This is a genomic window from Shewanella sp. 10N.7, from assembly GCF_020806285.1.
In the GTDB taxonomy this organism is placed as follows: domain Bacteria; phylum Pseudomonadota; class Gammaproteobacteria; order Enterobacterales; family Shewanellaceae; genus Shewanella; species Shewanella electrodiphila.
The window spans coordinates 118,848-140,668 of the sequence record NZ_JAJGZS010000001.1; the positions used below are offsets into that span (position 1 = coordinate 118,848).

At 36.5% G+C, this 21,821-nt stretch carries 20 protein-coding genes and 1 pseudogene; 3 read left to right on the plus strand and 18 right to left on the minus strand.

The window, feature by feature from the left end:
• Nucleotides 1-5: 5 nt before the first annotated feature.
• The 16 genes and pseudogenes from LMH66_RS00465 to LMH66_RS00540 all read right to left on the minus strand — a co-directional run bounded on the left by LMH66_RS00465 (nucleotide 6) and on the right by LMH66_RS00540 (nucleotide 18,037).
• Nucleotides 6-1,022, minus strand: coding sequence for a glycosyltransferase family 2 protein (locus tag LMH66_RS00465; protein WP_229367591.1), 1,017 nt, complete (start codon nucleotides 1,020-1,022; stop codon nucleotides 6-8).
• Nucleotides 1,023-1,141: 119 nt separating this feature from the next.
• A pseudogene (locus tag LMH66_RS00470) lies at nucleotides 1,142-1,435 on the minus strand (hypothetical protein); the annotation flags it as partial.
• Nucleotides 1,436-1,556: 121 nt separating this feature from the next.
• The gene (locus tag LMH66_RS00475) at nucleotides 1,557-2,660 is read right to left on the minus strand and encodes a hypothetical protein (protein WP_229367594.1); all 1,104 of its coding nucleotides are present in this window, start codon (nucleotides 2,658-2,660) and stop codon (nucleotides 1,557-1,559) included.
• A gap of 26 nt (nucleotides 2,661-2,686) precedes the next feature.
• On the minus strand, nucleotides 2,687-3,943 hold the full coding sequence (locus LMH66_RS00480; protein ID WP_229367602.1) for a lipopolysaccharide biosynthesis protein: 1,257 nt from the start codon (nucleotides 3,941-3,943) through the stop codon (nucleotides 2,687-2,689).
• 1 nt (nucleotide 3,944) lies between these two features.
• Nucleotides 3,945-4,970: an alpha-2,8-polysialyltransferase family protein gene (locus LMH66_RS00485; RefSeq protein ID WP_229367605.1), complete on the minus strand. Its 1,026-nt coding sequence runs from the start codon at nucleotides 4,968-4,970 to the stop codon at nucleotides 3,945-3,947.
• A gap of 9 nt (nucleotides 4,971-4,979) precedes the next feature.
• Nucleotides 4,980-5,678, minus strand: a complete 699-nt coding sequence (locus LMH66_RS00490; RefSeq protein ID WP_229367607.1) for a cytidylyltransferase domain-containing protein — start codon at nucleotides 5,676-5,678, stop codon at nucleotides 4,980-4,982.
• Nucleotides 5,679-5,681: 3 nt separating this feature from the next.
• Nucleotides 5,682-6,737 (minus strand): nucleotidyltransferase family protein, encoded by a 1,056-nt coding sequence (locus LMH66_RS00495; protein ID WP_229367609.1) that lies wholly within the window; start codon nucleotides 6,735-6,737, stop codon nucleotides 5,682-5,684.
• Between the two features lie 3 nt (nucleotides 6,738-6,740).
• A complete protein-coding gene (locus LMH66_RS00500; protein WP_229367611.1) occupies nucleotides 6,741-7,397 on the minus strand; it encodes an acetyltransferase in 657 nt (218 codons plus the stop codon).
• Nucleotides 7,390-8,463, minus strand: a complete 1,074-nt coding sequence (gene neuB, locus LMH66_RS00505; protein ID WP_229367613.1) for an N-acetylneuraminate synthase — start codon at nucleotides 8,461-8,463, stop codon at nucleotides 7,390-7,392. Before neuB ends, LMH66_RS00500 begins: the two co-directional genes overlap by 8 nt.
• 7 nt (nucleotides 8,464-8,470) lie before the next feature.
• Entirely contained in the window at nucleotides 8,471-9,640 is a 1,170-nt protein-coding gene (gene neuC / locus LMH66_RS00510) for a UDP-N-acetylglucosamine 2-epimerase (RefSeq protein WP_229368140.1), read from the minus strand.
• 62 nt (nucleotides 9,641-9,702) lie between these two features.
• Nucleotides 9,703-10,848 carry a LegC family aminotransferase gene (locus tag LMH66_RS00515; protein ID WP_229367622.1) on the minus strand — a complete coding sequence of 382 codons (1,146 nt, stop codon included), beginning with the start codon at nucleotides 10,846-10,848 and terminating at the stop codon, nucleotides 9,703-9,705.
• Nucleotides 10,849-10,924: 76 nt separating this feature from the next.
• Entirely contained in the window at nucleotides 10,925-12,115 is a 1,191-nt protein-coding gene (locus LMH66_RS00520) for a UDP-N-acetylglucosamine 4,6-dehydratase (RefSeq protein ID WP_229367624.1), read from the minus strand.
• 186 nt (nucleotides 12,116-12,301) lie between these two features.
• Nucleotides 12,302-13,273 carry a Wzz/FepE/Etk N-terminal domain-containing protein gene (locus tag LMH66_RS00525; protein ID WP_229367626.1) on the minus strand — a complete coding sequence of 324 codons (972 nt, stop codon included), beginning with the start codon at nucleotides 13,271-13,273 and terminating at the stop codon, nucleotides 12,302-12,304.
• Between the two features lie 189 nt (nucleotides 13,274-13,462).
• Complete coding sequence (locus LMH66_RS00530; RefSeq protein ID WP_420709388.1) at nucleotides 13,463-16,213, minus strand: SLBB domain-containing protein; 2,751 nt, start codon at nucleotides 16,211-16,213, stop codon at nucleotides 13,463-13,465.
• A 459-nt stretch (nucleotides 16,214-16,672) separates the two neighbouring features.
• Complete coding sequence (gene rfaH / locus LMH66_RS00535) at nucleotides 16,673-17,164, minus strand: transcription/translation regulatory transformer protein RfaH (RefSeq protein WP_229367629.1); 492 nt, start codon at nucleotides 17,162-17,164, stop codon at nucleotides 16,673-16,675.
• A 312-nt stretch (nucleotides 17,165-17,476) separates the two neighbouring features.
• Nucleotides 17,477-18,037 carry a DUF4136 domain-containing protein gene (locus LMH66_RS00540; protein ID WP_229367632.1) on the minus strand — a complete coding sequence of 187 codons (561 nt, stop codon included), beginning with the start codon at nucleotides 18,035-18,037 and terminating at the stop codon, nucleotides 17,477-17,479.
• A gap of 299 nt (nucleotides 18,038-18,336) precedes the next feature.
• On the opposite strand from LMH66_RS00540, the gene yciH reads away from it, so the two are divergent.
• The 3 genes from yciH to ruvX all read left to right on the plus strand — a co-directional run bounded on the left by yciH (nucleotide 18,337) and on the right by ruvX (nucleotide 19,910).
• Nucleotides 18,337-18,666, plus strand: a complete 330-nt coding sequence (gene yciH, locus LMH66_RS00545) for a stress response translation initiation inhibitor YciH (RefSeq protein ID WP_229367635.1) — start codon at nucleotides 18,337-18,339, stop codon at nucleotides 18,664-18,666.
• A gap of 80 nt (nucleotides 18,667-18,746) precedes the next feature.
• A complete protein-coding gene (locus LMH66_RS00550; RefSeq protein ID WP_102528652.1) occupies nucleotides 18,747-19,307 on the plus strand; it encodes a YqgE/AlgH family protein in 561 nt (186 codons plus the stop codon).
• Nucleotides 19,308-19,484: 177 nt separating this feature from the next.
• Entirely contained in the window at nucleotides 19,485-19,910 is a 426-nt protein-coding gene (ruvX, locus tag LMH66_RS00555) for a Holliday junction resolvase RuvX (RefSeq protein WP_102528653.1), read from the plus strand.
• A gap of 122 nt (nucleotides 19,911-20,032) precedes the next feature.
• On the opposite strand, the gene hemH is transcribed toward ruvX, so the two are convergent.
• Nucleotides 20,033-21,046: a ferrochelatase gene (hemH, locus tag LMH66_RS00560; protein WP_229367638.1), complete on the minus strand. Its 1,014-nt coding sequence runs from the start codon at nucleotides 21,044-21,046 to the stop codon at nucleotides 20,033-20,035.
• Between the two features lie 223 nt (nucleotides 21,047-21,269).
• A complete protein-coding gene (locus LMH66_RS00565; protein ID WP_229367648.1) occupies nucleotides 21,270-21,815 on the minus strand; it encodes a glutathione peroxidase in 546 nt (181 codons plus the stop codon).
• Between the last annotated feature and the right edge of the window lie 6 nt (nucleotides 21,816-21,821).

A 21,821-nucleotide genomic window follows, 5' to 3' on the forward strand; every position in this document is an offset into this window, starting at 1 on the left:
TAATTTTATTGGCCATTAACACTATTTTTCATTATACGACGCCTTCTAACCTTATCTAATGAAGATAAAAGTGATGGGCTAATACACCCACTGGTCATTAGTAATTTACGATAAGCTGAAACTTCCCAATAGAAAAGGTTACTAATAGTACTTTTACGAATATAATCAAGCCACCTTTTATAATCTTCGGAGTATATATCACCCTTCTGGCTAGACTTTATTCTAACCAATGCGCCAAGTCGATATAAACTAAGATGATAGTTGAACATTAAATCTATTTTTTTAGATTCATTCTTAATTGAATCTTTAATGGCGAGAAGAGCTATCTCACCATTATATACTTTTTCTATATTAAACTCTGTTGTTGCAGATTCTTCATTATTTCTTCGATAATTATAAACCTTTCTATTTCCAACTCCGACACTAATAGAAAGTTGAGAAACTTGAGTAATAAAAGTTAACCCCTCACCATAAAAGAGAGAGGTGGAAAAACTTATACCGTTAGAAACTAAAAAACTGCGTTTAAAAATTTTATTCCAACAACCAACAACCACGTCAGGGGATAAAAGTAAGGCGGTAGAATCATCTGAATTTAAAGTTTTAATAGAACTGGAAACGCTTTGCTTTTCATACTTATTGGTATAGCACTCTGTTGAAAGACAAAAATCACACCCCGTACTCTCTACAAGATTAAGCATATAACTAACAAAATCAGTTTCTAGGTAATCATCTCCATCTACAAACACCAGATAAACGCCTTTTGACTCTTTAATACCGATGTTTCTAGCAGAACTTACACCTTGATTTTCTGTATGTATAACCCGAACAATAGAATTCGCCTTACAAAGCTTACTCAGAAGATCAGGCGTTTTATCTGTCGAACCATCATTAACAACAATTACTTCTATGTTGTTATAGTCTTGACACAATAGTGACTCAATACATTTTGAAATAAACTTTTCGACGTTGAAGGCCGGTACAATTATTGAAACTAACACATTAGAAAAATCAGTTGAATCCATTATAAATTCCTAGATAAAATATAATTATAAGATGCATTAATTAGTTCACTTAAAAACCACACCATTAATAATTTAATTTAATTTAACAAGCCTATTTAAAGTGCACAAAAACAAAATTTTCACTTATTAAACAAAGTATGAGATTTAAAATATAAATTCGACCCGAACTTTTTATGCCCGAATTCAACTACGTTAAGGCCTACACTCAGGACGGCATATAACATCTCTGTGTACATCATACAACGATACTTGGTTTACTTCGGCTCTGTACACCTCATGCACAAGCCTATATGGCGCATACAAAATAGATTTTTGGCACCGTGGTCTTTATAGATTTGACAGGCATTCTCAGCCATAGTTACATCTAGTAACTAATGCATCGACCTAAAGCCTCAATGTTCCCTGACTGCGCTTATAAATGTCTAAGTGGATGAGAAACGTTCGCGATCTCACCTGCCTCAATGGGCACATATTACATTATACTACTCCACCTAACACCCACTTAAAAATGGAGAATTACATGCGTTACCCTGGTTACTGTATTTGATCAGAAGTAATATTTCGAGCTTTGAACAATCTTACCGAAAATAAACAATAAGCTGCAATCGTGTAAAAGATATAATCTGTGAAAAAACCGTTAAATGCAACAGTATCTGAGCAATATCGAACAATCAAAACACTTAACAAAATAAAAACAAAAAAATTTCTTTTTACACAAACTGTCACGATTAAAAGACTTATGCTTAAAAAAATAAAAAATAACATTGGGTAACCATAATGAATACTCAAACTTAAATAAGCATTATGTGCATTACCGTTAAAGTTGTTAATTGTAGGCATAGAACTAACATCAAAGCCGAACAATAAATTACTAATGGTTATCTGAGATAAATACTCGCTCGTCATTATTGTTCTAGGCGTATCAAGTCCTTGTGAAAAATTAGTTTCATTTATTAGAAAGAAAATAATATAAGGTGTAGATACTATAACTCCCCCCACAAGTAAGACAAGTAAAAGTTTGTTATAATACATCAAAACCAAAGACAATATAACTATTGAAAGGGCTATACCGGTACGACTAATGAGTAATAAGTTAAGAAAAAAAACAAGAGATAAAAGATACATATTTGGTTTTTTATTATTTAAATTGCATGACAAAACAAAACCAACTGACAGTGCAATAAAGTAAAAACTAACAACATTACGACTCTGCCCTAATAAAATAGAGTCTGCATAAAAAGCAAAAGGTATCCCTGTTATAAACGAGTTGATATAGCTTAAAAATATAATGACAGTGAACAAGGTAAGGATGGCATATGATAACCAATAAAAGCAAGTTCTCTTTGCAATAAAAAATGAAGCTATCAGAACACTAGCTAATGTGGAAACATAACTCAAAGATGCCGCGCCAATTAAATGGAAACTCCCATTAAATAATAAAGGAGCTAGGTAGATAAAGCTGAACATTATTACTAAGTAAGTAAAAAAATCTGCTCTCTTGCTAAACTGACCGAAAAGCAATATCAATACTATAAATAAAGAGGACAAAGATAGAAGCATACCTCTCAAAGTACTAGCTTCCAGAAACATATATACAAATAAACAGAATGAACAATAACTAAAGATAAAACTAGTCAAAATAACATCCTTATTCAAAAGTAACATTATTTAAAAACCTCTAGAATGTTCCACTGCAAATTGGACTCCTTACACACTAATAGGTATGTTAAAAAAAACTGAATAACACTAGCTATAAAAATAGCGAGGCCAGCACCATAGATCCCGTAACTCTTTATGAAAAAAAATAAAAGTAAGAGACTAATCAGCCCACAAAAAACCGTAATTGTCGATAAACTTTTTGTTTTCTCAAGAAAAAACAGATGATTTACAATCGACTTTTGCATTCCTAGAACAATTTGTGAAATAACCAATAATGGAATAATATATGAAATAGACCGAAATTCAGGCCCAACAACTAATTCAAAAACATATGGCGAAAACTTGTATGACAAAACAGAAACAAAAATTAGAAGTAAAATATACAAGTACGTGTACTTAACGATTAACTTATTATAAGTTTTATTATTAATTTTAAGTTTAGTAAAAAGCCAAGGAACATACGCCTTATTTATACTTGTAAAAATAACGCTTAACACATTTGAAACATTAACCGCTGCCATAAATAAACCTGCCGTCGCTATCCCAAGTTCATTTTTAACAACCAGCCGTCCAACAGACACTATCAAAAAAGTACCTATAACATGAGGGATTAAAGGAATTCCATATTTCAATGCTCTTATTATATCTTTTTTTGATATAGTAAAATTTATCAATTGGTTTCGAAAGAGACTGTATAAAGCAACAATCCCAGCAAGCAGACATGCAAGTACTATACTATAAATCCGCCCCTCGGCATTTAACCCCAACCAAACAACAAATAAAATACATAAAGCCGAATTAGTTGCAGCATTAAAAAGCTGCAAAGCCCCAAACTTTAAAGCCGCACTTTCCACTTGCCAATACGCTAAACGTAAATTGACTATAAAAACTAGTGACACCTGAAAAACCGCAATAAATAACCAAAACACAGGTATTTCTAGATAAAGTGATATTTCTTTATAAAATATAGACAAAGCAAGTAAAACTAACAATATGGATAATTTCGTAATATAAAGACAATTACCAATATAGATAGCAATATCTTCTTTTGTAACATCATCATCATAATACTTTCTTTGAACAGATCCTGTTACATTTAAACCAATTAATGCTGTTAGTACAACAACTAAAATATTGTACATTGCTACTTGACCATAATCAGAAGGCGATAAAAACCTTGTTAAAATAGGAAGTAGAACAAAAGGCATAGATGCTGATAATATCGAAGAAAGCAAATAGATTAATGTATTCTTTATAAACAAATCAAAAATCCTTTATAGGTACAACAAGAATTCCATTACTCTTATAGTAAGAATATACAGCTCTTATAGAGTCGATATTTTTATTACAAGCAATATTTTTAGAAACATCAAAGGAGATAACACTTTCAAAACAATAACCTGAATTCAAAGTATATAATGCAGTAGTATAGAAACCACATACTATACTAGGTAAACATTCTGCACTATCAAAATAAATTTCTATAGGAACATCTATCTTTTTAATGCGAATCCCTTCCTCATGAATCTTGATTAATTTTTCTTCTGAATCTGACCTATGTGGAACATAAACGTATACATGTTCAGGGTAAAGAGCTTCCATGTAGTTTTTAGTGAACAATATAAATTTAAGCTCTTGGTTAAAATTCAGAATTTTAGCTTCACTCAATTTTGAGCCCAGAAAGTAAACACCTCTAACACGCTCACCTTTTTTTAACGTTTTCCTCACCTTACAATAATCAATTTGCTTATCAAATAACCATCCGTCAAAATTAAAAAAACTAAATAAGTTGGGGACCTTATCATTAAACATTAGACTAAATATGTAGTTAACGTTACGTTTAATACCTTTAGCTTTTTTATTTCGTATAAATGTCCTAAAACCTTTCCCTTTAGAAAAAAACTTATATTGAAGGTAAATAGTAGATGCTCCGTCATCTAAAAGAACCACTTCCTTACTTCTTATCGAACCTGCTAGTATGTTAAACCAAAAATTTCTAAAATCGCCAATAAAAACACGTTCGGATTTTGCAAATAAGAGAAACATAATTAATAGCTTCAAACAACTTATATGCCAAATACTTCGACTTCGATTATTCATTTCAGAAAAACAATTCAACCCACTCTTTTTAATTATATCTATCATTTGAAAATCTGATTTAGATTGAGCACTTGATAGTTTATAATATATTATTGTTTCATCTTTAAAAAACGTTACAGCTTCTAATGCGCTCATTAATTGAAGTGGCGATTCGACAAAATAAACATTTTTAACTCTAAGTGCTTTCATAAAAATATTTTAACCACCCGCTTTGCATCGTAAATAGAACTCAGCAAATTTAAAATCCAACTCAGTGTCAATATCTATAGAGGACTCATTATCCATAACGTACGAAAATGAATGTTCTGTATAAGAGATATCTTTTTCATTGATGAAAGAATTAATGTCATATATATATATCGCCCCATTCAAACGATAACTCTGACTATAATCTTGCGATCGTTTAACATTAGCAGGCTTAATAAATCCTTTCATTGAACCATTATGAGGTAAAGTATTTGACCAACAAGGTGGATGTTCGCAAGGCGTAACTGAAATAACAGAGGATGCAGATTTAGCCATGTAAACTTCTAAAGCCTCATCTATATGTAAAGAATTCCTTAAAGGAGACGTAGGCTGTAGAATAACAACTACATCGAAATGTTTACCAAAGTTATTCAAGGTATAAAGTATAACATCTTTAGTGGTTGCTTTATCGGTTGCTAATTCTTCAGGCCTCAATTCTGGAACTTGAGCACCAAATTTATTCGATATATTAGCTATGTCTATATCATCTGTACTTATTAATAATTTGTCGATATATTTACTATCTTTAGCGGCAAGAATTGACCAGGCTATTAATGGCTTTCCCATTAGATTCAGTATGTTTTTTCTTGGTAACCTTTTACTGCCACCTCTTGCCGGAATAATCGCAAGAATTTTCTTATTTTTAAACACTATTTACATACCTAAAGTTAAAATATCTACTTGAGCTTTTTTAAAATCATCCATACGCCCGATATCTAGCCAATACTCATGAATAGGAAACATAAGTATACTTTCATTTTTATCCATATGTTGTTCAAGTAATGTTGGCATATCTATGCGCTGATTCTTAGGGACGGATTTAACCACTTTAGGTGAAACAACATAAATACCAGCATTAACGAAAAAGCGCTGAGTTGGTTTTTCTACCATGCTAATTATTTTATTCCCGTCGCCATTTACCACACCGTAAGGGATCTGATAATCATATTCACGTACACACATAGTTGCAGCAGCTTTATTTTCATTATGGAACTTTAGAAGGAGTTCGAAATCCACCTTGGTTAATACGTCACCATTAATCATTATTAATGGAGAATCCTGTGGCAAATTATCTGGCAATAAGCCAATCGCACCTCCAGTTCCAAGTGGAGTATCCTCGTGAACATAAGAAATATTTACCCCAAAGTCCAAACCGGTTCCAAAATGCTGTTGAATTTGCTCTGGCATGTAATGAGTAGATATATAGAAATTTACAAAACCAGCTTTAATAAAGCTATGTATAAGAGTCTCTAAAATTGGTTTATCACCAATTTTAAGCATTGGTTTGGGACAATTATCTGTTAAAGGTTTTAATCGAGTACCAAACCCTCCAGCCATGATAAACACGGGGTTTTCATACGTATTTTTCTCACTAAGCTGCCTTAACGTTTCTAAGCCAACAACAGTCTCCCCTTTGACCAACGGTATAGCTAATATGCTCTTATGTTGCATTATATTGACTAGGTCTGTTCGAGGAGTTCCTATAGTTGCTGTAATAGGCTGTCTGTTCATTATTTTTTCAACAGGTGCATCTAAAGGTATACTATTCAGAATTCCTCTTCTTATATCGCCGTCGGTAACGACCCCCTTTAGGCTGTTATTATCTTCAACGATTAATGCGACTTGCAACGCTTCATTATCTATTATTTTTAATGCATCAAGTATCGTAGTTTGTGGGGAGATCAGAACATTAGTCCATGAGTAACTCATAACTTACCTTTGTATTAAATGGATTGTTGATTGACTAGGGTAATAAATATTATTGGTAGCAAGGTTCTTAGTAACTAGAGCACCAGAACCTACTATTGCTCTATGCTCAATTTCAATATTTTGAATAATTGTCGCGCCAGCACCAATGAAAACATCATTCCCAGTGCTTACCTGCCCGCATAATGTTGCTCTAGGGGCAATATGGTTATAGGTTCCAACCTTGCAATCGTGCTCAAGTATTACTCCGCTATTAATCACTGAATGCTCACAGATAGATACTCCAGCTTGAATTATTGCACCCGCGAAAATCTGAACACCTGATTCAATAGTTGAAAATGGAGAAACTTGCGCACTAGTAGCAATAACGGTTGCAAATTTATAACCAAGGCAAAGATAATATTGATTAAGCTTTTGCTTTAAATCAGATCTTGGAAGCATTCCAATGCCGTTAACTAACAATATGTTTTCATGAGAAAAATTTAATACATCCGCATCATTTCTAAGGTGTTCAATACCTGAAAAAACATTCCGTTCACTGATATCGTTAGGACAGATGATGGCTAATATTTCACGATTTTGTGAACGTAAAATATCGACTAACACACTTGCGTGTCCACCGCCGCCAATAACCACGATAGGCTTTAACTTATCGTTACTCAACGAGCAAATCCCCAATCATATAATCAGCGCTAGCTGGTTTACCCATTATGTCCCAATAACGATATGGCGACATACCTGTACCAGGGCGTTTAATTGTTACATTATCAATATCAAAGAGGTCGCCAGCTCTGATAACTCTTGCTGCGACCAAACTCTTACGAGCTACGGATTTGTTTTTAACCTCAGATACAGTCGGGCTCTTAACCCCTACGCCCAAAGCGATTTCAACTTGTCGAATAGACTTGACCATCGCAGCAAGCTCTAATGGGTCTAACGATGCTTTGTGGTCTGGCCCTTCCATATTTTTATCTAGAGTAAAGTGTTTTTCAATCAACACAGCACCTCGAGCCACTGCAGCTATAGGGATGGTGATACCTTCGCTATGATCAGAGTACCCCGCAGGCAATTCAAACGCCCTAGCTAATGTATCCATCGTCTTGAGATTAATTTCAGGCATTGGTGCCGGATATTCAGTGGTGCAATGTAGAACTGTTACTTTGTTTTTTAAAGCTTGTTGTCCAAGGTCTGACGCATATGCTTGCTGAAAAGACAGCTCGCAAGGTTTCGCATTTAAATCAGCGGTATAACCGAATGCAATAACACCTAATACAGACTCAACCTCTGATAAGGATGCCATCCCAGTTGAAACTATCAAATCACAACCTGTACGCGCATGCTCTAGTACCAGTGGTGCATTGGTGATTTCACCAGAAGGGATTTTTAAACGAGTTAAACCTAAATCATTGACCAAAAATTTCAAACTTTCAGAATCGAACGCCGTAGATAGAAACTCAATTCCTAGAGATTCACAATGCTTAACTAGTTGATGATGAACCTCAAAGGAAAGCTCTAAGCGGCTTAACATTTCAAGTTGAGACTCTTCTTTTTGAGTATTAGTAACTTGATAGTCTGCCTGTTTTGCTTCAGCTGTAACAAGATTTTTAGCTTTAAAGGTTTGAAACTTAACTATATCAGCACCTGCTTGGTGAGCAGCGTCTACTAATTCAAATGCAAGTTTCTCATTGCCGTTATGGTTTACACCTGCTTCCGCTATGATTAAAGTCATTACCGTCTCACTGTATATCGTTAAATTTTAAATCGTAAAACACTTTACTTGCATCAAATTTTAGAGACTTGATCATCTCAATCACTTGAGCACTTGCGTCACCTTGCCCATATGGATTATCAATAACCTCTTCTTTTTCTTTATAGCTGCGACTTAAAGCCACTCTAATCGCATTTGAAATATCAATATGATTAGGTTCTGTGTTTAAAACACTTTTTGCCGCTAAACGCCCCTTTTGACGAACACCAATATTGACAGTTGGGACATCAAATGTGGGAACTTCAATGATACCACTTGAAGAATTTCCGATAACTGCAGATGCATGCTTTATCGAACTTAGATATCGAACTTGACCTAAAGATGGAATAGCTAAAACTCGTTGAGGATTACTTCTCGCATACTCTTCAAGTATCGGAATAATACGACGCCCACCATCATCAGCATTTGGGTATGTAAGAATAACTTGAAGTTCAGGGTAGTCATCTAAAGCTCCTAATAAGGCTTGGAAGCTCACTTCAGCTGCTTCGTCAGCTAACGTCACGGGATGATAAGTTACAACAACAAAGCGCTTATTAAGCTTAAATCCTAAAGATTCTGACAGCTGTTCTACTGTCAGTAATGTCGCGCGCTTAAAATGATCTAATCCTATTGCACCTACATTAGTAACACGGTTAGGCTCTTCTCCGAGTTGAATAACACGTTGACGGTATTCTTCTGTTGAGGTTCCATGCAAGTAGCTTAATTTGGTTATTGCGTGCCTGATTGCATCATCATACGCACCTTCAGTGATCTCGCCTCCATGCAAATGAACAATTGGGATACGCAAAATCATTGCTGTTTGTGCTGCGGCTAGAGCTTCAAAACGGTCACCTAATATGACCAACACATCAGATTGTAAGCGAGCCAATGCATCAGCAAAACCGAGAACACCTAACCCCATACTTTTCGCGGTACCAACAGCTGAATCAGACGATAAAAGAATCTCGATTTTTTCATCAATAACAAAACCATCATTTTCTATCTGCTGATAAGTTTCACCAAACTCAGGTGATAAATGCATGCCAGAGACCAGCAACTGTAGTTGTAACTGAGGGTCGCTTTGAATGTCTTTTAAAAGCCAAAACAACAGACCGTATTCAGCTCTTGTGCCCGTGAACACAGCTACTTTCTTATTCATTGATGACTTACTCGCTTCTTGCCTATCCATCGAGATGGTTAACCTTTCATCGTTATTCTTGTCTAGAGTGAAATTGGGCTACTCGGTAAGTTAACCAAATGCGTTTCAATATATTCAGATTGCGTTAAATCACCACGAGGTGCATCACAAAACATCGGTAGTCTATGCATTAGCTGCCAAATTGGACGCGTCATGACACCTGCATCATTCGTCTTTGCCAACAATTCATCACGAACTTGCACTGATGGGCAAATTATCGAATTTAGCCAATAATTTGATTGTGCATATTCAGGCTCCAATACAAACTGATAATCACCTTTAGTAAAAAATTCATTGTATCGATTAGCTAATGTCCGTTTTTGTACTAAATAGTCCTTTAATACTTCCATTTGAGCACAACCTAATGCGGCGTTTAGGTTTGGCATACGGTAGTTAAAGCCCGCTTCATCATGATAAAACTCATAAGGATGAGGTACTTTGGCTGTTGTAGTCACATGTTTTGTCCGAGCACCGGATATAAGTGATTTACATAAAACCATTCCACCGCCACCAGTGGTAATTACTTTATTACCGTTAAAACTAATAGCGCCAAAATCACCTAAAGTACCAGTGTGTTTTCCTTTATAGAAAGAACCCAAACTTTCTGCAGCGTCTTCAACAAGTACGATGTTCCACTTAAGGCAAACAGCAACAAGTTCATCTAACTCGACAGGGTGACCAAAAGTGTGCATTGGCACAACAGCGCGAATAGGCCTCTTTGTTGCTTTATGAACACAGCCAGAATCATTCAATTGTGCATGTTGCTCTAAAAACTCATCCATTGCTTTTGGGCAAAGTCCTAAACTAACTGGTGATACATCAACAAAAATTGGCTCTGCTCCCATATGATGCAAAGCGTTGCATGTTGCAACAAAGGTTAACGCTTGTGTTATCACAAAGTCACCGGGCTTAACGCCTGCCATATAGAGTGCAGCATGAAGAGCTGCTGTCCCGTTTACCGTCGCAACCGCTTTTGCAGTTCCTGTGTAAGATTCAATTTTCTCTTCAAACTGATCAACAAACTTCCCTACACTCGAGACAAAAGTACTTTGAATCGTTTCAAGAACATACTTTTGCTCATTGCCATTAAATGTTGGCGCATGTAGTGGAATAAATTCATTGGTTTGGTAGATATCACGAACAAACTTAACTAACGAAGATTGGCTCATTTTAAAATCACAACTTTATATGTTCTTATATTCAAATCAAAATATCTATTACTGGCTATATAGAGCTCATATAGCTCTACATTTTGCTATCGAGATATTTACCAGTTTCTTTGTGACCAAAGTCAGGGATCATGCAAAAGAATAATTGTACAATTTCTTCTTTAGTCCACTGGCGATCAGACTTCATTTGACTTATTTTTTGTTCAAATTGTTCAAGTAACTCTTGTTGATAAAGTAGGTCATTTTTAATGATGCCTAAATTATCATAACGCGCCATATCAAGGGTTTCTTTATCCGTAAAGAACTCTTCAAAATCTTTTTCGCCTGTCGTATCACTTGAAGTAAATAGACATGGCCACTTACCTTGTGCTGGCAATGTTTTCGCTAATTCTCGTGCTTCATCTTCTGTTTCACACAAGTGTGGTTTGTATCCACGTTGCTCTAAATATTTAACCGCAATATCGGCAAACGAAATAAGATGCAACGCTTCACTCAATTTAGGAAAGAAAATGTCTCGATTTTCACCGAAAATACAAGACATTAAACATAACTCACCAGACTCTTGTGGAGTCACAAAATAACGCTTAATATCATTAGGTGCAACAATTGGTTGCCCCTTCTGGATACGCTGATTAAAGCCATGTAAAAGTGAACCGTCGGAAAATGCTACATTGGCAAAACGAGCTGTTGATATAGCAATTTTTCCACTCTTGCGCATCAGAAACATCTCCATGATACGTTTAGAAGCGCCCATCATGTTTACAGGGTTTGCAGCCTTATCTGTCGACACACAGAAGTACTTCTTAACACCAGATTCGATAGACTGCTGAATCGTTTTATCAGTATTGAAAACGTTCACATCAATCATACGCATCAGGGTAAAAGGGTCTTTTTCACTACGAACATGTTTAAGAGCAGATAAGTTTAATACGTAGTCATACTGACCATCGGCTTTGATAAATGCATCATATTCTATAGAACCAATATCAAGCGCAAAAGTCTGAAAATCACCATTTATATAACCAAATGAACTTCGGATATCTCGAACGAGCTCAACCATATTGTTTTCACTAATATCTACAACATGGAGTTTTTGTGGGTTGCGTTTAAAAATTTCTTTTGTTACGGCTTGGCCAATAGAACCCGCGCCACCTAAAACAAGGAATCTTGATTCTGATACAATACGCATTAACTCTTGATTGTGAACAGTAATATCCGTTGAAAATAATTCTTTATCGCGTCCAATTAATGGCAAAATACTGCTCATACTCTTCAATTCCTAATTCGTTTTATTGAATATTTACACTTTTACATCTCAGTCTTTATATTCAAGCTGAGACACTTTCAATCCATTTTGAGACAGTCGAATCTTCGCTATCCCTTGTAGAACCTAGGTTTAATGCTTTTTATCAAAACAGTCCCAATAGGCTCTTCTCTTTTTTTAAAAAAACCTTTAATCTTCTTTTTTTACGAAGTGACGAATTAACACAATCATAATTGCTAACATACCACCAAGCATCGTTCCTAACACGCAAATCAGTGCTCGTTTAGGGCCAGATTTTTCTTCTGGCACTAATGCTGGATCAATGGTCTTAAATACATATTCATCACGCACTTCAGCAAACATAATGGTTTTAGTTTGCTCTTCAATTAATTGATACAAAATGGTGCGGATATCGGCCACATTTGTTTGTGCAATTTGGTTCTGTAAAAATTCAGTACTGCGCTGCGCTTCTGCAACATCACGTTGCTTCATCTCTAAATTAATATCTTCTATTAACCATGTGACCCATTGCTGGGCAACTGTTGGTGATAAATGCTCAACAGCAACTTTGACCATTCCAGTTTCTTTATCAGTACTTATTGATATTAACTGACTAAACTCTTTAAACGCTTCCTGCATTGAAGGTTCTGGTTTAAATGGCGCATTCACCTCCCTCACCCATTCTTGATTTTGAGCATCATATAATTCTGGGTCATATGATATAGAATCCGCTTCCATGTTCCATGTTTCTGCGGCCATCAAGTCAGCAAGAATTTTATGCTTTTGAATAAATTGGCTAGTGAATTGACGAGATTTAGCCACTTCGATAGCCATTTGTGTTTTATCTACACCGCCACCGCCGCCTAAATTGATCCCCGCCATACTAGCAAGGCCACCAAACTGTCCTGCGAGTGCTGATAAGCCGCCACTTTGCTCTGAATCTGCTGGAGATAACAATGCCTCTGACTTATAGGTATTAGGCTGGCTTAAAGCAAATAAAACTGAGCCGACAGCAAATACTGCTGTTATTGCAATAATTAACCATTTTCCTTGCCAAATTACGGCGAAAAGTTCTCTTAAATCAATTTCATCATCTTCAGTACTTTTATGACTCATTTCAAAATTAGTATCGGTATAATTCTGAGGTATTTGTTTTGACATGTTTTCAATTTTAATAAAGCGCGCTTCAGCTTTATTATTCCTTCGATTTAAAGAGTTCAAAATCGTTAAACGAAAATAGAGTCCCATCACGGGGACTCTATTTACATCCTATTTAGTGCTTTAAGCTAATTGCTTATTCAAAGTTCTATATAGACTGCTATACAAACTGCTATTCAGAGCACTTACGCTTTACAAGCCAGAGATTGTTGCCAATGCGACTGCTGAGTTATAAATAATTTGCGTCACCTGAGTCCAAAGCGTTAGGTTGTCTTTATATTCAGTATCAAGTGGCACAATAACCGTATCACCCGCCGATATCGCTGCAGTTTTACTAAACCAGAAATTTGATTCTGGCAGCATTACCGAGCCATCAGCTTTAATGATATAAGTTCGACCATCATCACCACGTTCTCTTGGGCCACCTGACATTGATAGATACTGATTTAGTGTTAGGCCATCTTTGAATCTATGTGTTGCAGGATGCTGTACTTCGCCCATAACTGACACTATCTGTTTAGTCGTTGGAACATAAAGTACATCTTTATCTTCAAGTTGCAAATCTGCTTGTTCAATACCCACTTGAATTGCATGTAAGTCAACAACTAAACGTCCGACTGATTGAATATTCTCTAAGTCAGTTAGCATCATTTGCGCTTCAGAGTAATTAACTACTGTGCCATCTTTAGATACACCGCGAGTAGCAATATCGCGACGGAGCTGGTCAGCTAATTTCTTAACTTCTAATTGTTCTTGTAACCTTACTGATTCACGTACAAAAACAGATGCTTGCGGAAAAGCGTAATCAGTAAAGCCTCCAGCACGCTGCATTACATCCGCTAATGTTTCGCCGCGGCGAATGTTATAAACACCAGGGAATTTAACTTCTCCTCGTATTTCAACTGATTTTCGTTCTTGCCACTCTGGAGTAGTTAACACTACCAACATATCACGGCCTTCAAGCGCAATATTATCATTGGCATTAAAAGCGAGTGCTTCGGCTACATTCACATGAATATGCTGGATATCAGATAAAGAATCAGAACTGACCGTACGAGTTAACTCTGCTCGAGAGGTATAAGCGCCTTCGACGAGTCCACCAGCAGCTAATACAAGTTCACTTACCCTAGCGTTAACACTTAAAGGGTAAATTCCTGAATGTTTAACCTTACCAGTAATAGCAATAACATTTATTTTCTCAGATGAAATAGCTTGTTGTGATAACTTACTGATTATCGGAAACAGTAATTCTTCACGGCTAAAAGAATTACTTAATTTAATAAGATCTCTATCATCAAATAAATTAGACAGCATTTTACTGACTTCATCACTAATCAATTTCTCTTCATCACCTAAGGCTGCTGTTGCCCCAGGAATGACCACTCCGCCGATTTCAGTTTTCCCTAATATGGCAGATGTATTACCAATATTCATAGACTTGAAACCGGCTTTGAATAAGTCAGTTCCAAGTAATGAGTTACTACTTAATGACTTAATTTTTTTAGCACGTTGCTGTACTAATTTATTCAACGCATAGCGGTTAATTGATGAATCATCATGATTAAAGACAATAATCTTATCTCGTGGACTCAGCATAAGGTTTTGAGTTACATCGGATTCTGTTATCGCCTTTCCAGGTGCAAATTGAAAGACTTCAATATTGCCGAATTTATCAATTTCACGGATAACTAACGCATAATTGAGATCCGCTGTAATCGCAAGGTCGCCCCAAATCGTTGGCAATAAATCATTGATTTTTTGACCTTGATACCACTGATACTTACCAGGTCTAACTACCGCACCAACCAGTGTAATTGCGTCTTCATATTGCGTTGAAGCACTTTTTACGCGAATAAAATCACCTGATTTTGCCAATTGCTGCTTGGCTTTTTCTGACGTCAAATCAACATTAACAATTGTTTTTAAACCATTGGCATTATAACGTTCAATACTACTTCTTCTAGGGTATGCTCCAGGGTTTACACCAGCAGCCATCTGAATAACATCATTGATATTTTCTTTACTTTTGATTTCATAAATAGCTGGTCTGCGTATTTCACCAGTGACACTCACTCGCCCGCCTACTGATGGGATAAATACCACATCGCCAGAACGAAGGTTGATATCGTTAGATGCATCACCTTTTAGGAGTAGGTCATACAAATCAAATGTAGTAACTAACTTTCCTTTACGTTTGACTTGTATATTACGGAGGCTACCTATTTCGTTAACACCGCCAGCAACTAATAAAGCTTGAGTAATTGATGATAAGCTAGATACGGTATATGAACCTGGTTTGTATGCATCGCCAGCAATGAAAATACGAATTGAACGTAATTCACCCATTGTAATGTTTGATTCAATGCCTATCATCTGTTTTGCAATACGATCGGTCAGGTATTCACGCAATTCAACAAAAGTTAAACCAACAACTGATATAGGGCCTAACTCAGGGAACTGAATTGTGCCATCTCTTCCTATTGTTAATGTATATTCACGGTTATCTTTACCGTAGAGTTGAACATTTACACTATCACCTGGCCCAACTAAATAGTCACTTGGCACTGGCACATCTGATACTGGCGAAAATGTCATAGGCTCGCCAGCAAACATGTCGTAACCAAAATACGCAAGCTCAGTCTTATTGCTATCTTGTTCGAAGTCTAACTCATTTTTAGCCTTTTCTTTCTCTGCATCATCTTCTGACAGCCCACGCCTTGGAATATCCGTAGTTTCTGAAATTTGCTGCGATTGTGAAGCTTGCCCACCGAGCACGGAAGGGTCAATACCGTACTGCTTTGCAAGGCGTTGTTGCTCAGATGCTGGTAAACTTTTGAATTGTTCTATCATTTGAGGAGAGGGAGTGACAGCTTGCACTGGTAAACTGATTAGTATTACAGCACTCATTGCTGCAATGGCTAAACTTTTCGTTTTTTGAAACACCTTTAAATCTCCAAGTAATGGCTTACGGGTTAACTTCACAAGAATTTGACTTAATAAATGAAACTGTTCATTCAATGCCTTTCAGGCACGCTAACGTTCCGCGTGGCGGTCGGGACTCCCTTCGGCTTGTAGCTTAATGAATGAAACTATTCATTCAATGCCTTTCAGGCACGCTACCGCCCATAGATTGCGGCTTCTATATTGCCCGCCGAACAGTCGGCATTCATTTTTTAATTAAACAACTTACTAAAAATGACCATTAAGTATTAGTCACATTTAGTAAGTTCTCTCAGTTTTGCGATGTACTATAGCTTATTTGATGAAGCATTTTTAATGTGAAACTGGATTTGTTTAACTTGATTATCTAGCTTCTATTCATCAGCAACTGTCATAGTATTTACCAGTCCCGCAACAATGGCTGATGTCTCACAAAATTTATGGGCAATTTCTTACCAAGCTTTATATTTTTACAACGCTAGTATTATCCACACATATTCTTTTTTGCTGCCCCATGATATTAAACAACACAAAACAGCGCTTTTCTGCATTTCTTTCTTCAAAAATTGCTTCTAAATCAACGAAAGGACCTTCAGTGAATTTCACTTTATCCCCGCTTTGCAATCCTTTATCAATTTCAGGCTTATGCTGCTGAACTCGATTTCTTATCCCTTGTATGATCCTGTCATCAATTGGAGTCATATCTTCACGACAACCAATTATTCTTGATGCACCGCGAGTTGAATGAATGCGGCTAACACTCACTTCTGTAGGGTCAAAATAAATGAATAAATAACAAGGGAATAGCGGAACTTCAACTAGCTTTGTTTTTCCTTGAGATGTTTTCTCTTCCTGAATGATAGGTAAGTAGCTTTCAATCTGTTGCATGGCTAAATTTTGTTGTGCTCGTGATTCATTACGAGGCTTACAATATAACAGATACCATGATTTCATCTTTAACTACTCTTTTATAATCCAATGGTGACTTCCTTTATCACCAGACTCGTAATTTTAGCAAAGGTGAAAGTGTAAAGAAATGGCTTTTAGTGTTTATGCTTATCAATTGATGAGATTTAATACACAAAATATCTCTAACGCTCTTTGCATCATAAAAATTGATGTAATACTCACAAATTAGAAAAAATTTCCCAATAAAAAAGCCAACTCTTTATGAGTTGGCTAACTGTAGCAATATTTATAAAACATCTTTAAAAGCATCAAGTCTATTTAACTAAAAACATTTCCAAAAAAGATGTAACAAACGGTTTATTTCACTTCAGGCTTCGGTGGGAAGTTCATCATCACTTCACCAATCGCATGATTGATGATTTCTACGCGCTCTTCTGGTGTGTTTTGATCACGAATAGTGTCAGCTACACTGCCACGCCATACAAGGTTGCCGGTTTTCTTATCAACTAAATCTACAATCAACGTACCTACTTCGTACTCACGAACCGTAGTTTGAGTGTTCATACCTGCACCACCCCAGCCACGACGGCCATAGTATGGGTAATAACCATAACTGGTATTAAACGTATCTACATTAATCTTTTTATTGACCTTGGTCAGGTAGTTAACCAGTAAATCAGCTTGCTCTACTTCGACTTTTGACAAACCTTTTTGAGTGAGTTGTGAATTAACGGCTTCTCTCACTCGTTGGTCCATTAAACCATCGAGATGGTAGGTGCTATCTTCATTTTTCTTTTCTACCCAAGCAAAGCTTTTGTATTGATCAAATGAAACGGCTGGATCGTAGTCACTACTGGTCTTCAGTGTACTACAAGCACTTAATGCTAAAACGGCGGCAGCAACGAAAAGCTTTTTCATATTAACTCCAAATGGCAACAAGCAAACAAGTTGTTTTCATTTACTATTTAATGATTATATTCTGATTAATAATTAGCTTACCTAGGTAAACCTTAATCATCAACTGATTATATAAACAAAATGTGTCTAGTTCAGGTTATTTACAGAAAGCTTTGTACGAGTACCTCAGAAAATATACACAACTCATTGAGTTTTATATACCTTATCCTAAATCATTTCAAAGTTACTGAGCCGTTCTCTTTAGCAGCATCATTTAGTTTGCTAAACTATTACTAACACTTTCTTACTTTTGTTATTTTATGAGAATTGATCCAAATATTTCCTTAGTTTACAGCACTGATGGCGGTAAAATTGAACAACCCAAAGTTGAGGTTTCTATCCCTGAAGGTGATGGTATTGTCAGGATCCATAAAGACAGTAAAGGCCGTAAAGGAAAAGGCGTTAGTGTTATAAAAGGTTTGGGGTTGGCACCAAAAGAACTTAAAGCTTTAGCCCAAAAGCTCAAAAAACAGTGTGGATGTGGCGGTACTGTCAAAGATTTTGATATTGAAGTTCAAACGGATGACCGTGACAAAATTAAAGTGTTATTAGAAAAGCAAAACTACACAGTCAAGCTGGCTGGCGGTTAATATTTTGGCTCAATTGATTTATCGGACGTATACCTTGCTTAGAACAGCATCCAACTTACGTATAAGCACAAGGATTTTTTATGGATAGCTTACAAGGTCATCTATTAATTGCTATGCCCTCATTAGAAGATACTTTCTTCGAGCGCTCTGTCATCTATATTTGCGAGCATAACGATAAAGGCGCAATGGGTGTGATGATTAACCGCCCTACCAATATTGTGATTGATGAATTACTGGATCAAATTGGCTTAACTAATGAGTCTGAACTGAGTTTGGATCTCGAAGGTCCAGTTTTACTCGGTGGACCTGTTGATACAGATAGAGGCTTTGTGCTACATACGCCACAAGAGCAATGGGTTAATAGTGAGTCAATCAGTGACTTTTGTATGTTAACCACTTCACGTGATGTGCTGAACTCACTTGGAACCAAAGCGTCACCAAAACAATTTGTCGTTGCCCTTGGCTACTCTGGCTGGAGTAAAGATCAACTTGAACAAGAACTAGCTGATAATACATGGTTAACTATACCTGCCACTTCTGAGTTACTCTTCGGTCAGGATGTTGAACAACTATGGACTGAGGCGACGAAAAAGTTAGGGTTTGATATTTGGCAAATATCTTCTCAAGTTGGCCACTCATAACGTTTAAAACGTGTTGTTTAACCTTTAGTAATTTACTTATTTATTTACTCATTTTAGTTACTTATTTTAATTACTTGCTCATTTTATTTTTTAGCGACTTGCAATGCATTCGCATCCCACATTTCTCTATGCCAGTCATTTAGGTTTTAATCAGCTGGTTTTTTTAAAGGCAAAAATATGCAATCAAAAACCGTTTTAGGGTTTGATTTTGGAACTAAAAGTATTGGAGTGGCTGTAGGTCAAGAAGTAACAGCCAGCGCAGCGCCAGTTTCTGCAATTAAAGCCAATGATGGCATTCCAAACTGGGATGACATTGAAGCAATCATTAAGGAATGGCAACCTGATCTAGTCGTCGTTGGCCTTCCGCTTAATATGGATGGCACTGAGCAAGAGATGACTCAGCGCGCGAGAAAGTTTGCTAACCGCGTTAGTGGTCGCTTTGGAGTAAAGGTCGCGACACAGGATGAAAGGCTCACTACTACTGATGCTAAAGCGCGTCTTTTTGAGCTCGGCGGATACAAAAAGCTTACAAAAGGTCAAGTGGATGCTGTATCTGCTGTACTGATTATTGAGAGCTACTTTGAAAATCAATTTGCCGATTAAAAAATTTAGCTAGAATTTTCAATACAAAAAAGGAGCCATTTTGGCTCCTTTTTTAATTTAAGATAATAGTCTTTAGATATTAGGCTTTAGATTCGAGAGCCAAGAAGTTTGGCTTCAGAAACTTAAAGGTAAGGCTTAACCAAATTTGCCATCATATTGATGTGGGCATCATTGTCATTTAAACATTCGATATAACGGAATTTCTTACCACCCGCTTGTTCAAACACTTCTCGATTTTCACCTTTAATCTCTTCAAGTGTTTCTAGGCAGTCAGCGCTAAATGCTGGACATACGACAGCAATGTCATTCACACCTTCTTTTGGTAATGCTTCCATTGTTGCATCGGTATATGGCTGCAACCATTTAGCTTTGCCAAAGCGCGACTGGAAAGTCATCACATATTCTTTTTCATCTAAACCTAGTTTTTCAACCACTAAACGAGTTGTTTTTACACAAAAACAATAATATGGATCGCCTAAATGTAAATTACGTTCTGGCATGCCGTGGTAAGACAACACCAGTTTTTCAGGTTTACCATTCTGGTCAAAATCCGCTTGTATTGATTCAGCTAGCGCATCAATAAAGGTTGGGTCGTCATGATAGGTATTGATAAAGTGCAGTGCCGGAATATAGCGCCACTTGCATAGCTCTTTTGCAATCGCATCAAATGCTGATGCTGTTGTAGGAGCGGCATATTGAGGATAAAGCGGTAAGACAACGATTCTATCAATGCCATCTTTATGCATTTTTTGAAGTACAGAAGGCGTTGAAGGATTACCATAACGCATTGATAAGTGCACCGATGCATCAACATCATTATCAGCAAATAGCTTTGCTAACTTACTTTGCTGTTTAAGGCTGATATCCATCAAAGGGGAACCATCTTCAGTCCATACTTCTTTGTATAAAGCTGCAGATTTTGCAGGACGAACACGTAAAATAATACCGTGTAGAATACACATCCAAACTAGCTTGGGGATTTCTACAACACGAGGATCAGCTAAAAACTCAGCTAAATACCTTCTAACCGCTGATGGTGTAGGTTCATCAGGTGTGCCTAAGTTCATTAATAACACGCCAGTTTTACCGCGTGACTTGTGGCCGTCTTCTTTACTTAAACCAGAAAATTTATACAAAACTGTCTCCGAAAAATTCCATCACAGGGTGAGCGATTAAACTCACTCAGATGCTAAAGTCTGTCGCATGCTCAAAACTAGTTATTAGTTACTATTATTAGTGAGTATCACTAGTTACTATTATTATAACTCGCTCTCATCATTACTGATTTAAAGTGCAAGGCTTGTAATGCTCACAAAGTAGCTAGATTGTAAATAATTAGTTTTATTCACGATGCAAAATTTATAGCACAGACTCTATCGCTTTTTTCAGTTCTTCGCTATCCGGTTTTACTCGAGAGTTGAATTGCTGCACACTTTCGCCATCTGCACTGACTAAGTATTTGTAAAAATTCCATTTAGGTGCTGCTGTCTTGTCACCCAAATAAGCGAATACAGAGTTAACATCACTTCCTCTAACCGCTGATGTTGACACCATAGTAAAGGTCACGCCGTAATTGACGAAACAAACATCAGCAGTTTTTGCTTCATCATCTTCTTCTTGAAAGAAATCATCAGATGGAAAACCAATCACCACTAGGTCATCTTCATATTCTTTATGCAGTGCTTCTAACGCTTCAAACTGAGGCGTAAAGCCGCAATTACTCGCTGTGTTAACAATCAATACCGGTTTACCGTTAGTCACCTCACACAAGTCAACGACTTCATCAGAATGTAATTTTCTGGCTTCTACATTTAGATAATCAGGACAGCTATTTGCAAATACGCTAGGTGCTAAAAAAGAGCTCGTTAAAGCAAGTAAGCTAGAGGTTAATAGAAGCTTTTTCATAATGTT

Excerpts from the sequence above, each read along its gene's own strand:
- LMH66_RS00465 (WP_229367591.1), bottom strand. The coding sequence starts at position 1,022 with ATGGATTCAACTGATTTTTCTAATGTGTTAGTTTCAATAATTGTACCG.
- LMH66_RS00485 (WP_229367605.1), bottom strand. The coding sequence starts at position 4,970 with ATGAAAGCACTTAGAGTTAAAAATGTTTATTTTGTCGAATCGCCACTT.
- LMH66_RS00495 (WP_229367609.1), bottom strand. The coding sequence starts at position 6,737 with ATGAGTTACTCATGGACTAATGTTCTGATCTCCCCACAAACTACGATA.
- neuB (WP_229367613.1), bottom strand. The coding sequence starts at position 8,463 with ATGACTTTAATCATAGCGGAAGCAGGTGTAAACCATAACGGCAATGAG.
- neuC (WP_229368140.1), bottom strand. The coding sequence starts at position 9,640 with ATGAATAAGAAAGTAGCTGTGTTCACGGGCACAAGAGCTGAATACGGT.
- LMH66_RS00515 (WP_229367622.1), bottom strand. The coding sequence starts at position 10,848 with ATGAGCCAATCTTCGTTAGTTAAGTTTGTTCGTGATATCTACCAAACC.
- LMH66_RS00520 (WP_229367624.1), bottom strand. The coding sequence starts at position 12,115 with ATGAGCAGTATTTTGCCATTAATTGGACGCGATAAAGAATTATTTTCA.
- LMH66_RS00525 (WP_229367626.1), bottom strand. The coding sequence starts at position 13,273 with ATGTCAAAACAAATACCTCAGAATTATACCGATACTAATTTTGAAATG.
- rfaH (WP_229367629.1), bottom strand. The coding sequence starts at position 17,164 with ATGAAATCATGGTATCTGTTATATTGTAAGCCTCGTAATGAATCACGA.
- LMH66_RS00540 (WP_229367632.1), bottom strand. The coding sequence starts at position 18,037 with ATGAAAAAGCTTTTCGTTGCTGCCGCCGTTTTAGCATTAAGTGCTTGT.
- yciH (WP_229367635.1), top strand. The coding sequence starts at position 18,337 with ATGAGAATTGATCCAAATATTTCCTTAGTTTACAGCACTGATGGCGGT.
- LMH66_RS00550 (WP_102528652.1), top strand. The coding sequence starts at position 18,747 with ATGGATAGCTTACAAGGTCATCTATTAATTGCTATGCCCTCATTAGAA.
- ruvX (WP_102528653.1), top strand. The coding sequence starts at position 19,485 with ATGCAATCAAAAACCGTTTTAGGGTTTGATTTTGGAACTAAAAGTATT.
- LMH66_RS00565 (WP_229367648.1), bottom strand. The coding sequence starts at position 21,815 with ATGAAAAAGCTTCTATTAACCTCTAGCTTACTTGCTTTAACGAGCTCT.